The sequence below is a fragment of the Paracoccus tegillarcae genome, from assembly GCF_002847305.1.
GTDB classification, from domain to species: domain Bacteria; phylum Pseudomonadota; class Alphaproteobacteria; order Rhodobacterales; family Rhodobacteraceae; genus Paracoccus; species Paracoccus tegillarcae.
This window is the reverse complement of the sequence record NZ_CP025408.1, coordinates 2,412,503-2,424,836: the sequence shown is the minus strand read 5'-3', so window position 1 is coordinate 2,424,836 and position 12,334 is coordinate 2,412,503. Positions and strand designations below refer to the sequence as shown.

General features: G+C 61.6%; 11 protein-coding genes. 8 read left to right on the top strand and 3 right to left on the bottom strand.

All coding sequences use genetic code 11. The annotated features are described in order from the left end of the window. The first annotated feature begins 38 nt into the window (after positions 1-38). The 6 genes from CUV01_RS11850 (at position 39) to CUV01_RS11825 (ending at position 7,397) form a co-directional block, all read left to right on the top strand. The gene (locus CUV01_RS11850) at positions 39-1,526 is read left to right on the top strand and encodes a replicative DNA helicase (protein ID WP_101460659.1); all 1,488 of its coding nucleotides are present in this window, start codon (positions 39-41) and stop codon (positions 1,524-1,526) included. A gap of 61 nt (positions 1,527-1,587) precedes the next feature. Then, complete coding sequence (locus CUV01_RS11845) at positions 1,588-2,784, top strand: multidrug effflux MFS transporter (RefSeq protein WP_101460658.1); 1,197 nt, start codon at positions 1,588-1,590, stop codon at positions 2,782-2,784. Positions 2,785-2,973: 189 nt separating this feature from the next. Further along, positions 2,974-4,371 carry a helix-turn-helix domain-containing protein gene (locus CUV01_RS11840; protein WP_101462051.1) on the top strand — a complete coding sequence of 466 codons (1,398 nt, stop codon included), beginning with the start codon at positions 2,974-2,976 and terminating at the stop codon, positions 4,369-4,371. A 172-nt stretch (positions 4,372-4,543) separates the two neighbouring features. Beyond that, positions 4,544-5,866, top strand: a complete 1,323-nt coding sequence (locus CUV01_RS11835) for a M23 family metallopeptidase (RefSeq protein ID WP_232962203.1) — start codon at positions 4,544-4,546, stop codon at positions 5,864-5,866. Continuing rightward, entirely contained in the window at positions 5,856-6,389 is a 534-nt protein-coding gene (locus CUV01_RS11830; RefSeq protein ID WP_101460656.1) for a bactofilin family protein, read from the top strand. Before CUV01_RS11835 ends, CUV01_RS11830 begins: the two co-directional genes overlap by 11 nt. Positions 6,390-6,554: 165 nt before the next feature. Continuing rightward, positions 6,555-7,397 carry an isocitrate lyase/PEP mutase family protein gene (locus CUV01_RS11825; RefSeq protein ID WP_101460655.1) on the top strand — a complete coding sequence of 281 codons (843 nt, stop codon included), beginning with the start codon at positions 6,555-6,557 and terminating at the stop codon, positions 7,395-7,397. A gap of 29 nt (positions 7,398-7,426) precedes the next feature. On the opposite strand, the gene coaD is transcribed toward CUV01_RS11825, so the two are convergent. The 3 genes from coaD to CUV01_RS11810 all read right to left on the bottom strand — a co-directional run bounded on the left by coaD (position 7,427) and on the right by CUV01_RS11810 (position 9,441). Continuing rightward, the gene (coaD, locus tag CUV01_RS11820) at positions 7,427-7,918 is read right to left on the bottom strand and encodes a pantetheine-phosphate adenylyltransferase (protein ID WP_101460654.1); all 492 of its coding nucleotides are present in this window, start codon (positions 7,916-7,918) and stop codon (positions 7,427-7,429) included. A gap of 87 nt (positions 7,919-8,005) precedes the next feature. Continuing rightward, on the bottom strand, positions 8,006-8,467 hold the full coding sequence (locus tag CUV01_RS11815; RefSeq protein WP_101460653.1) for a CBS domain-containing protein: 462 nt from the start codon (positions 8,465-8,467) through the stop codon (positions 8,006-8,008). 74 nt (positions 8,468-8,541) lie between these two features. Beyond that, positions 8,542-9,441 (bottom strand): LysR family transcriptional regulator, encoded by a 900-nt coding sequence (locus tag CUV01_RS11810; protein ID WP_101460652.1) that lies wholly within the window; start codon positions 9,439-9,441, stop codon positions 8,542-8,544. 104 nt (positions 9,442-9,545) lie between these two features. On the opposite strand from CUV01_RS11810, the gene CUV01_RS11805 reads away from it, so the two are divergent. Beyond that, positions 9,546-11,045 (top strand): CoA-acylating methylmalonate-semialdehyde dehydrogenase, encoded by a 1,500-nt coding sequence (locus CUV01_RS11805; RefSeq protein WP_101460651.1) that lies wholly within the window; start codon positions 9,546-9,548, stop codon positions 11,043-11,045. A gap of 129 nt (positions 11,046-11,174) precedes the next feature. Continuing rightward, on the top strand, positions 11,175-12,302 hold the full coding sequence (locus CUV01_RS11800; RefSeq protein ID WP_101460650.1) for a carboxylate-amine ligase: 1,128 nt from the start codon (positions 11,175-11,177) through the stop codon (positions 12,300-12,302). Positions 12,303-12,334: the final 32 nt, after the last annotated feature.

Sequence of the window (12,334 nt, the reverse complement as noted above, 5' to 3'; positions counted from 1 at the left end):
GAGATAAGGACGCTCAATCAGAATCGGGGACAGTGTTCATGGCAGAGGCGACGGCAATTACCATCAGACAGGCCGCGCAGGACGCCGAGGAACAGACTGTCCCCTTCTCGATCGAGGCCGAACAGCAGTTGCTGGGCGCGCTCTTGACCAATAACGACGTGTTCGACCGCATCAGCCAGATCATCAAGCCCGAGCATTTCTACGAGCCGGTTCATACCCGCATCTTCGAAATCTGTTCTGAACGGATCCGCAAGAACGCGCTCGCCAGCCCGGTCACCATCAAGGCTTTCATGGAAAGCGATGCCGGGCTCAAGGATCTGGGCGGGCCGTCTTATCTGGCGCGGATCGCGGGCGCGGCGATTTCGGCCTTTGCCGCACGCGATTACGCGCAGATGATCCGTGAATTCGCCCTCAGGCGAGAATTGATCAACCTGGGTCAGGATATTTCCGCCCGCGCGGCTACGGTCGCAGTGGATGATGATGCCGAATTGCAGATCACCGCAGCCGAGCAGATCCTTTACAAGCTGGGTGAACAGGGCACGGCCGAACGCGGGTTTCAGAGCTTTCTCAAGGCGGTAACGGGTGCGGTTCACGCTGCCAACGCCGCCTATCAGCGTGATGGTGAACTGTCTGGGATCTCTACCGGGCTCACCGATCTGGATCGCAAGACCGGTGGTCTGAACAATTCGGACCTGATCATTCTGGCGGGTCGTCCCTCGATGGGGAAAACCTCGCTGGCAACCAACATCGCCTTTAACGTCGCCAAGGTGCACAAGCAGGGCGAAAAGCCCGACGGCACCCAAGGCAGCGTGCAGGGCGGCGTGGTCGGTTTCTTCAGTCTCGAAATGTCGGCCGAACAGTTGGCGGCGCGGATCCTGTCCGAGGCCTCAGAGGTGCCGAGCGAACGCATTCGCCGCGGTGACATGGATGAGGGTGAGTTCCGCCGCTTTGTCGAGGCAGCACATGCCTTGCAGAACTGTCCGCTTTATATCGACGACACGCCGGCCCTGCCGATCAACCAGATGGCCGCCCGCGCGCGCAAATTGAAACGGACGCATGGACTGGATGTGCTGATCGTCGACTATTTGCAGCTGTTGCGCGCGGCCACGGCCAAGGACAGCCGGGTCAATGAGATCAGCGAAATCACGCAGGGCCTCAAGGCCATCGCCAAGGAACTGAATATTCCCGTCATCGCGCTGTCGCAGCTGAGTCGTCAGGTCGAAAACCGCGAGGACAAACGCCCGCAGCTATCGGATCTGCGGGAATCGGGCAGTATCGAGCAGGACGCAGATATCGTCATGTTCGTCTATCGCGAGGAATATTATAAGGAACGCGAAAAGCCGGGCGATCACGAGTTGGACAAGATGGCCGAGTGGCAGCAGAAAATGGAGGCCTGTCACGGCAAGGCCGAGGTCATCCTTGGCAAGCAGCGTCACGGCCCCATCGGCACGGTCGAACTGTCCTTCGAGGGCCAGTTCACCCGCTTTGGCAACCTCGCGCGCGACCGGCAAAGCGACTGGTCATGACCCGCGGGCGCGGCTTGGCGGTGGTGTTGCACGCATTGCCTCAACGACTAACAGCCGCGCCATGACCCCTGCCAGAACACCACCGCAAATGCTGACGCTGGTGGCGTTGTCGGGGCTGGCGGCGCTGTCGATGAATGTCTTTCTGCCGTCACTGCCCAGCATGGCGCTGGATTTCGGCGTCGACTATGCGCTGATGCAGATCTCGGTCTCGGGCTACATCGCCGCCAGTGCCATCCTGCAATTGCTGGCCGGACCGCTCAGTGACCGTTTTGGCCGGCGCCCGGTGATGCTGGGCGGGATCGCGATCTTCATTCTGGCCACCATTGGCACCTTGCTGGCCACGACGGCGGCGGTATTCCTGACCTTTCGCATGCTACAGGCTGTCATCACCGTGGGTATGTTGATCCCCCGCGCGGCCATTCGTGACATGTACAGCGGTGATCGCGCCGCCAGCATGATCGGCTATGTCACCATGGGCATGGCGGTCGTGCCGATGATCGCCCCGATGATCGGCGGTGTGCTGGATGAAACCGTGGGCTGGCGCGCCAATTTCGCGCTGATGGGCCTGCTGGGGCTGGGCGTCTTTGTCTGGGCCTGGCGCGATATGGGCGAAACCGTAAGCGAGGGCGGTGTGCCGATGCGCCAGCAGATCGCCAACTATCCGCTGGTGCTGCGATCGATCCGATTCTGGGGCTACTGCCTGACCGCCACCCTCACCTCGGGTACGTTTTTTGCCTATCTGGGCGGTGCGCCCTTTGTCGGCCAGCGCGTGTTCGGGCTGAGTTCGGCAGAGGTCGGCTATTACTTTGCAGCACCCTCGATCGGCTATCTGCTGGGCAATTTCCTGACCGCCCGTTTTTCCTCGCGGGTCGGGCTGATCCGGCTGATCCTTGTCGGCGCGCTGATCTGTTTCGTCGTGCTGGCCAGTGCGCTGGCGGCTGATCTTGCCGGCGCGCGGCAGCCGCTTTTGTTTTTCGGTGCCATCGCGTTCATGGGGCTGGGCAATGGTCTGGTGCTGCCCAGTGCCAATGCCGGGATGATGAGCGTCCGCCCCGAGCTTGCGGGAACCGCCTCGGGGCTGGGCGGGGCCATGGCAATCGCGGGTGGCGCGGCCTTGTCGGCACTCGCAGGCTCGCTGCTGAAAGAGGGCGCGGGGGCGGCCCCCTTGCTGGCCATCATGACCGCGTCGGCGTTTGGCGCCATCCTGTCCGTCCTGTGGGTGATCCGGCGTCAGAAGGTGCTGGACAGGCCGGACTGATCCCGGCGGAACCGGCCAATCGTTTCTTAAGGTTTTCCGGCTAATGTTGCTGGCATGTTCTTTCGTTGCCTGTCCTTGCTCTTGTCCCTTTTGCTGCCACCGTTGGCTGCCGTCGCACTGTCGACGCCAGCCCTTGCCTCGACCGGTTTGCAAAGTCTAAAGCAGGGTTTGCAAACCTCTGGGGGCAAAATGGCGGTGCAAAAGATCTATGCCGGTGTATCCTTGCGCGAAATTCGGGCGCGGACTGGGCTGAACCAGCGCGCCTTTGCCGAACGGCTAGGGATCAGCCTGCCCTATCTTTCGCAGATGGAGAACAATCACCGGCCCATTTCGGCGGGTGTGCTGCTGCGTCTGGCGCAGGAATTCGGCATCGACCTGACCTCTTTGTCGGCCGGCGACGCCGAACGGATGGTGATCGACATGCAAGAGGCGCTGGCCGATCCGGTCTTTGACGCCGCACCACCGCTGGCCGATCTCAGGCTGGCCGCGACGAATGCCCCGGTGCTTGCGCGCGCCTTTCTTGACCTCTACCGCGCCCATCGCGATGGGCAGGAACGGCTGGCCGCGCTGGATGAGGCCTATGGCGCGTCCGGCCAGAACGCGACCCCAGCCCCCTGGGAGGAGGTTCGCGATTTCTTTCATTATTGCGACAATTATATTGATGCGGTGGACCGCGCCGCCGAACACTTTGCCTGCCCCGACGGACAACGCGGCAACCCCTGGCAACGAGCACAGCACGCACTGGCAGGATCAGGCATCACCGTGCAATTGACCGAACTGCCGCCCGGCACCGTTTTTCGGCGCGAGGGGCAGGACCTGCTGATGAACAGCGCCGCCGAACCCGCGACGCGCTGCTTTCAACTGTTGCATCAGGTGGCGCTGACCCGTCACGCAGACCTGCTGGATGCGACGCTGGATCTGGCGCGGTTCCGCAGCGAAACGGCGCGCAGTATCGCGAAAGTCGGGTTGGCGAACTATTTCGCCGGTGCCGCACTGATGCCCTATCGTGTCTTTTTGCAGACCGCGCGCCAGGAACGGCATGATCTGGAAAGGCTGGCGCATCTGTTCGATGCCTCGCTAGAGCAGGTGGCGCATCGGCTGTCGACCTTGCAGCGCCCGGCCGAAAAGGGGCTGCCATTCTTTTTCGTTCGGGTGGATCAGGCAGGCACGATCACCAAGCGCCATTCCGCGACGCGTCTGCAATTTGCGCGCTTCGGCGGCGCCTGCCCGTTGTGGAATGTGCATCAGGCCTTTGAACAGCCGCGACGCTTTTTGCGGCAGTTGGCGCAGACCCCCGACGACGTGCGCTATCTGCTGCTGTCGCGTGACGTGTCAAAACCTGCTGGCGCATACGGCGCGCCGGTTCGCCGATTCGCCATCGGCCTTGGATGCGAGATCACCCATGCCAATGGCATGGTCTACGCGGATGGGCTGGATCTGGGAAATCCGCATTCCTACGAGCCCATCGGAATTTCCTGTCGCATTTGTCCACGTGCTGACTGCCATCAGCGCTCGGTGCCGCCGGTTGATCGCGGTTTGCGCATCCCCATCGACCGCAACGGACCGCTGCCCTATGAAATCGCCTGACGCCCGGCCCGCAGACTCGGCAAGAATCCGCCGCAACTGGCGTGTTTCTGCCCATCTGCATGCTGCACGCCGCCTGACATGTTGCAATGAGAGCACAGCCCCTGTTTACGAAAGCCAGACTGGAACGATAAGGCGCCTCGCAGAATGCGGCGTCACAGGCTGGGGGCAGAAATTGGCTTTTGGAATCACGCACCGTTTGAACGCGGGTCTTGAGCGCTGGCTGCCCGAGCAACGGCTGTTCCTGCGCTCAGAAGACAGCACACGCTTTGTTCGGCTTAAACCCCTGACGCAGGCGGTGGCAATCGGTGGCACCACGCTGGTTTTCGGTTGGGCGATCCTGGCCAGTTCGATCCTGGTGATCGACTCGATCAGTTCGGGTTCCTCACGTGACCAGATAAACCGTGCCCAGATGGCCTTTGAACAGCGGTTAGAGCAACTGTCGACCGAACGCGACACACGCGCGGCCGAGGCCGCGGCAGCGCAGAATCGCTTTTCCGTCGCGCTGGACCAGGTGTCCAAGATGCAATCGCAACTGCTGGCCTCGGAAGAGGCGCGGCGCGAGTTGGAAACAGGCATGGGTGTCGTTCAGTCGACCCTGCGTGATGCCATCGTTGAACGTGACAGCGCCCAGGACCAGGCCGCAACACTGACCGCATCGACCGAGGACGGGGCAGCGGCGATCCCGTCGGCAGGCCGGTCACAGGAATTTTCGGTTGCGCTCGATATTCTGTCGGATGAGCTGAAGCACGCCTCGTCCGAACGCGCAGAAGCCGTGGCCGAGGCCAAGCAAGCCAAGATCACCGCCGATGAAATCGCGGTAGAACGCGATCAGATTCTGGCCCGCCATGATGAAATCTTCGCCCAGCTTGAGGATGCGGTTAACATCTCGGTCGAACCGCTGAACAAGGTGTTCCGCTCGGTCGGCATGAATCCCGACGATTTGCTGCGCACCATCCGCAGGGGCTATTCCGGTCAGGGCGGTCCGCTGAACCCGATCGCCTATTCCAGCCATGGCAATGCCGCGATTTCCAAGGGCGAAACCAAGGCAAACCAGATCATCGTGACGCTGGATCAGATGAACACCTACCGCATCGCCATCGAAAAACTGCCCTTGGCCATGCCGGTCACTTCGGCCTTCCGCTATACCTCTGGGTTCGGTCGCCGTTGGGGCCGGATGCACGGAGGCATCGATATGGCAGGCCCGGTCGGCACGCCGATCCTTGCGCCCGGCGACGGTGTCGTGACCTTTGCCGGCTGGCAAAGCGGTTATGGCAATCTGATCAAGATCAAGCACGAGCTGGGCACCGAAACGCGCTATGGCCACCTGTCCAAAATTCGCGTGAAGACCGGACAACGTGTGTCGCAAGGCGAGCGAATTGGTGATATGGGCAATACCGGACGCTCGACCGGGCCGCATCTGCACTATGAGGTTCGCGTCAATGGTCGGGCTGTAAATCCTATGAGCTTTATCGAGGCGGCAAGCAATGTTCACTAAATCTCGTGTGACCGACACTGGAAACCGTAATCCCGGCACCCCCGCGCCCGGCAAAGAGGCCGAGGCCAACGCGCAATCCGCAGGCGGCGCGCCTGTGGCGGCCGCAGCCGATCGCGGTGACCAATCGGCTGCCCCGGCGCCTGCAGCTACCCGTGCACGCACGACGCCGTCGGTCCTGTCCTCGGATCTGACCGTAACCGGCAACATCCGGACCCAGGGCGACATTCAGATCGAGGGCAATATCGAGGGTGATATTCGCGCGCATCAACTGACCGTCGGCGAAAGCGCCACCATCAAGGGCGAGGTTGTCGCAGACGAGGTGATCGTAAATGGCCGCGTGATCGGCCGCGTGCGTGGCCTGAAAGTCCGGCTGTCTGCCACTGCGCGGGTCGAGGGTGACATCGTGCACAAGACCATCGCCATCGAATCGGGTGCGCATTTTGAAGGTTCGGTCCAGCGTCAGGACGACCCTCTGGCCGGTGACGGCGCCAAAAAACTGGCCCCACCAACGGCCGCAAGCTGATCAACCTTACACTGATCGCGACAAAGGGGGCCTCGGGTCCCCTTTTTTGTTGCTCGCGTTCACCCAAGCAGGGCGCTCCGCTCAGGTCATCATCCACCCCTTTAACAATGTTCCATAATTGTTCTTTTCAATCTAAGATGCAGGAAATAGAAATCGGAGCGGCAGATGATCGATCAGGCTGACAAATTCGAGCGTTTCAAGGCGCTGCATTTCAATGACGGCGCCTTCGTCATGCCCAATCCCTGGGATGCTGGATCGGCGCGTCTGCTGGCCAGTCTTGGTTTCGACGCTCTTGGGACGACCAGTGCAGGCTATGCGTTTTCAAAGGGGCGTCGCGATTCCTGCGCGGCATTGTCCCGAGCAGAGATTCTGGACAACGCAGCAGAGATCGTTGCCGCGACCGATCTGCCCGTCTCGGCCGATCTTGAAGACGGTTTCGGCCCCTCACCCGAAAACTGCGCCGAAACGATCCGCATGTCGGCGGCAGTCGGGTTGGTTGGCGGATCAATCGAGGACGCGACGGGCAATCCTGACGATCCGATCCATGATCACGGCCTCGCCGTCGAAAGGATTGCAGCCGCCGCCGAGGCTGCGCGCGACCTGCCCTTTCTGCTGACCGCACGGGCGGAAAACTATCTGTGGGGCAAGCCGGATCTGGACGATACAATTCGACGATTGCAGGCCTTTGCCGATGCTGGCGCGGATGTGCTGTACGCGCCGGGCCTGCCCGATCTACAGACGATCAGGCAGGTCTGTCAGGCGGTCGACAGGCCTGTAAATGTTGTGATGGGTTTGACCGACGGCAGCTTTTCAGTGGCCGATCTGGCGCAGGCAGGCGTTCGTCGCATCAGCGTCGGGGGATATTTCGCCCGCGCGGCATTGGGGGCAGTGATGCGTGCCGCACAAGAGGTGCGCGACAAAGGCACCTTTACCTATGCCGCCGACGCCATGCCTGGCGAGCAGGCCAGTCAGTTGATGTCATCCGCGACCGCGCGCAAACCACGCTGACACGTCGCTATCTGGCTGACAAAGCTGGTTTACCTGAGCCGTTCCAGCAATTCGGTCCGAACGTCATCGGTCACGAATCTGGACACATCGCCACCAAGCCGGGCGATCTCTTTCACCAACCGCGAGGCAATGGCCTGCCGTTGCGCATCCGCCATCATGAACACGGTCTCGATGCTGGCATCCATGGCGCGGTTCATGCCGACCATCTGGAATTCGTATTCGAAATCCGCCACCGCCCGCAGGCCGCGAATGATCACACCGGCGCCGACATCGCGGGCACAGTGGATCAGCAGGTTGTCAAAGGGGTGAACCAGAATCTCGCCGCCGGTCTTTTCAGCGATACTGGCGCATTCCCGCGTGACCATCGCCACCCGCTCGTCCAGATCAAACAAGGGCCGCTTGTCCTTGTTCACCGCGACGCCGATGACCAACCGATCCACCAGCGCCATCGCACGCTCGATGATATCGACATGGCCCAATGTGATGGGGTCGAATGTGCCAGGGTAAAGCCCGATGCGCATCAGCCGCGCTCCTTCCGGTTTCTCGCCGTTGCCAGAGAATGCTCATTGGGCTGGCGATTTCAACCCGTTATCCCCGGTCAGGCGGGCTCAGTTACCCATGATCATGCCGGTCAGCGCCTCTTTCTCGGCCGCCAGTTCCTTCAACCGGCCGCTGACCGCATCGCCGATCGAGACGACACCCAGCATATTGCCATCTTCGTCGACCACCGGCAGGTGCCGAAAACGGCCCTTGGTCATGCGGTCCAGAATGGCCAGCGCATCCTCGGATCTGGTGCAGGTCTGGACCTCTCGGGTCATCAACTCGCTGATCTGGCTATCCATCACCGATGCGCCATTCTTGCCCAACTGACGCACGATATCGCGCTCTGACAGAATGCCCTCGGGTTTCTTGCCATCGCTGGAGACCACGACCGCACCGATGCGCATTTCCGACAAAAGGCGCACAGCCTCGGCGATGGTATCGGTTGGTTTGACGGTGGCGATCGTCGCCCCTTCGACCCCCTTTTTCCCCGCATCGCCTTTCATGGACAGCAATTGATTGACCAGCATGGGTTATTCCCTTTTTTTCGCGCCTACGTTGTGTTCATCTTTTTCGCCTTCTGGCGATCCGTCAAGCCCACCGATCACGTTTGAACCGCGACCTTGGCCTCTAGCCGTTGTACTTCGCGGCGGATTGCCTGTGCCAGCGACTCGGCCAGCAGGGTCATACGGCGACTGGCGCGGTCATCGGCATGACGCAACAGCCAGAAACTGCGGGTCAAGGAAATCTCATCTGTCAGCACCGGCACGACACCCGGCGTAAAGGGAATCGCGAAATCATGGACGATGCCCAGCCCCGCGCCGGCACGTATCGCCTGCATCTGGACCGAGACCGAGTTGGAACTGATCGCCGCGGCCTCGACCCCGGTTTCGGCCAGATAATCCAGTTCTCGGTCGAATATCATGTCGGGGATATAGCCGATCAGACGGTGATGGCGCAGATCCTCGCGGCTGGTCAGTGGCGGGCTGCGGTCCAGATAGTCGCGATGGGCGGCCAGATGCAGGTGATAATCGACCAGGCGTTGCACGACGATACGTCCGGTTTCCGGGGGCGATACGCCGATGGCCATGTCGGCTTCGCGCTTGGACAGGTTGAAGACGCGCGGCAGCGCGACGATCTGAACCTCAAGGCCGGGATACGCATCGCATAACGACCGTGCGACCTGCGGCAACAGATAATTGGCGCAACCATCCGGCGCACCGATTCGCAACTGCCCCGCCACGCCCGCCTCGCGGCCCGTTGCCTCTGCGGCGGCGGCGGCGGCTTGTTCGGCGGCTTCGGCATGGGGGATCAGGCGCGCTCCCTCTTCGGTCAGCGTGTAGCCCTGCGGTGTTTTCAGAAACAGCGTGGCGCCGATGGCATGTTCCAGCCGCGCGACCCGCCGACCCATGGTCGAGGCATCCATTCCCAGCCTGCGCCCGGCGCCAGACAGGCTTTCGGCGCGGGCGACCCCCAGAAAAATCCTCAGATCGTCCCAGTCCAATGATCCAACCTTTGCATTTATGCAAAACGCTTTTGCCACACTGCCCCTTTTTACAGCATTTCCGCAAGGCTATTGTCCCGCTAACCAATTCTCAGGAGGACCTCATGAAAGAGCTGTATCACTGGATCGACGGCAAGGAAGCCAAAGGCACGTCCGACCGTTTCGCGGATGTCTACAACCCCGCCACGGGTGAGGTTCAGGCCAAGGTTCCGCTGGCCTCGACCGAGGAAATGGATGCTGCCATCGCCAGCGCGGCTGAGGCGCAGAAAGCCTGGGGCGCGACCAATCCGCAGAAACGCGCGCGTGTGATGATGAAATTCGTCACGCTGCTGAACCGCGACATGGACAAACTGGCCGAGGCATTGTCAGCCGAACACGGCAAGACCTTTCCCGATGCCAAGGGCGACGTGCAGCGCGGGTTGGAAGTCATCGAATTCTGCATTGGTGCGCCGCATTTGCTGAAAGGCGACTTTACCGATTCGGCCGGCACCGGCATCGACATGTATTCCATGCGCCAGCCACTTGGCGTTGTGGCGGGCATCACGCCCTTCAACTTTCCGGCCATGATCCCGCTGTGGAAAATGGGGCCTGCGCTGGCCTCTGGCAACGCGATGATCCTGAAACCGTCCGAGCGCGATCCCTCGGTTCCGCTGATGCTGGGCAAATTGCTGCAAGAGGCCGGCCTGCCCGATGGCGTTTTGCAGGTCGTCAACGGCGACAAGGGCGCGGTCGACGCGATCCTGCAAAGTGAGGTCATTCAGGCCGTGGGCTTTGTCGGTTCGACCCCGATTGCGCAGTATATATATGAAGAAGCCGCCAAGACCGGCAAGCGCGCGCAATGTTTCGGCGGTGCCAAGAACCACATGATCATCATGCCCGACGCCGATCTGGATCAGGCCGCTGACGCACTGATCGGCGCTGGATTCGGCGCGGCAGGCGAACGCTGCATGGCGATCTCGGTCGCGGTGCCGGTGGGCGAAGAAACCGCCGATGCGCTGATCGAAAAGCTGGTCCCGCGGATCGAAAAGCTGAAAGTCGGCCCCTGGACCGCTGGCGATGACGTGGATTACGGCCCCGTTGTCACCAAGGCCGCCAAGGAAAACGTGCTGCGGCTGGTGCAAACCGGCATCGACCAGGGCGCCGAACTGGTCGTCGATGGCCGCGACTTCAATCTGCAAGGCTATGAAGACGGGTTCTTCGTCGGGCCGCACCTGTTCGACCGCGTGACCCCGGAGATGGACATCTACAAGACCGAGATTTTCGGCCCGGTGCTGTCCACCGTCCGCGCCAAAACCTATGAAGAGGCGATCAATCTGGCCATCGACCACGAATACGGCAATGGCACGGCGATCTTCACCCGCGATGGCGACACCGCGCGCGACTTTGCCAACCGCATCAATATCGGCATGGTCGGCGTCAACGTCCCGATCCCGGTTCCGCTGGCCTATCACACCTTTGGCGGCTGGAAGAAATCCGGCTTTGGCGACCTGAACCAGCACGGCCCGGATGCTTTCCGCTTTTACACGCGCACCAAGACCGTGACCGCGCGCTGGCCCTCGGGCATCAAGGAAGGCGGAGAGTTCAACTTCAAGGCCATGGACTGAACGGCCCTGCCCTGGTCCTGACACATCCCGGGGGGTCGCACCGAACGCGACGGGGGCAGTGCCCCCACCCCCGGTGATGACTTGCACAGGGCCGGGATTTCGGGATTGCTTGACCGGGGAGGGTCACCGATGAGCGAACCTGACTTTACCATCGGCATCGAAGAGGAATATCTGCTGGTCGACCGCGACAGCGGCGCGCTGGCACCCGTTCCCGATACGATGATGAATATGGCGCGAGCCGAGTTGGGCGATAGCGTCAGCCCTGAATTCCTGCGCTGCCAGATCGAGATCGGCACCCCGGTCTGCAAAACCATCGGCGAGGCACGCGACAAGCTGCGCGGGCTGCGAAGTGACATCGCGCGCCATGCAGCCAAACACGGCCTTGCCCCGATCGCGGCCTCTTGCCATCCCTTTGCCAACTGGCGCGATCAAATGCACACCGACAAGGATCGCTATAACGCGCTGTCGCAAGATCTGGGCGGCGTCGCGCGGCGCATGCTGATTTGTGGAATGCATGTCCATGTGGGCATACCCGATCAGGCCATGCGCATCGATCTGATGAACCAGTTCACCTATTTTCTGCCGCATCTGCTGGCGATCTCGGCCTCCAGCCCGTTCTGGCAGGGCGAGGATACCGGCCTTGCCTCTTACCGGCTGACGGTGTTTGACAATCTGCCCCGCACCGGCCTGCCGCCGCATCTGGGCAGTTGGTCGGATTATGAACGGTCGGTCGCCGCGCTGACCAATCTGGGGGTGATCGAGGACGCGACCAAGATCTGGTGGGATCTGCGCCCCTCGGGCAAATTCCCGACGCTGGAAACCCGGATATGCGATGCAACACCGCGTCTGGACCGGGCGCTGACATTGGCCGCCCTGACGCAGGCGACCATGCGGATGCTGTGGCGGCTGTCGCGCAAGAACAACCGTTGGCGGCAATATGACACGTTCCTGCTGGGTGAAAACCGCTGGCGCGCGCAACGCTATGGCACGTCTGAGGGGCTGATCGATTTCGGCGCCGAGGCCATCGTGCCCTTCGCGCAGCTTGCCGAGGAATGGATTTCCATCGTTGCTCAGGATGCCGAGGCGTTGAAAAGCACTGCCGAGATCGAGGTCCTGCCCGATCTGGTCGCCGCCGGCACCAGCGCCGATCACCAGCGCAAGGTCATGGCCGGTGCCATCGCCGCCGGCGCCAGTCATGATGAGGCATTGCGCGCTGTCGTGATGGACCTGATCGAGGATTATACGCGTGACCTTTGACAGCACAAAGCTTGCAACATTGTCGCAACATC

What these genes read in the sequence shown, in the direction of transcription:
- CUV01_RS11840 (WP_101462051.1), top strand. Translation starts at nt 2,974, where the DNA reads ATGGCGGTGCAAAAGATCTATGCCGGTGTATCCTTGCGCGAAATTCGG.
- CUV01_RS11845 (WP_101460658.1), top strand. Translation starts at nt 1,588, where the DNA reads ATGACCCCTGCCAGAACACCACCGCAAATGCTGACGCTGGTGGCGTTG.
- CUV01_RS11815 (WP_101460653.1), bottom strand. Translation starts at nt 8,467, where the DNA reads ATGCTGGTCAATCAATTGCTGTCCATGAAAGGCGATGCGGGGAAAAAG.
- CUV01_RS11830 (WP_101460656.1), top strand. Translation starts at nt 5,856, where the DNA reads ATGTTCACTAAATCTCGTGTGACCGACACTGGAAACCGTAATCCCGGC.
- coaD (WP_101460654.1), bottom strand. Translation starts at nt 7,918, where the DNA reads ATGCGCATCGGGCTTTACCCTGGCACATTCGACCCCATCACATTGGGC.
- CUV01_RS11850 (WP_101460659.1), top strand. Translation starts at nt 39, where the DNA reads ATGGCAGAGGCGACGGCAATTACCATCAGACAGGCCGCGCAGGACGCC.
- CUV01_RS11800 (WP_101460650.1), top strand. Translation starts at nt 11,175, where the DNA reads ATGAGCGAACCTGACTTTACCATCGGCATCGAAGAGGAATATCTGCTG.
- CUV01_RS11825 (WP_101460655.1), top strand. Translation starts at nt 6,555, where the DNA reads ATGATCGATCAGGCTGACAAATTCGAGCGTTTCAAGGCGCTGCATTTC.
- CUV01_RS11805 (WP_101460651.1), top strand. Translation starts at nt 9,546, where the DNA reads ATGAAAGAGCTGTATCACTGGATCGACGGCAAGGAAGCCAAAGGCACG.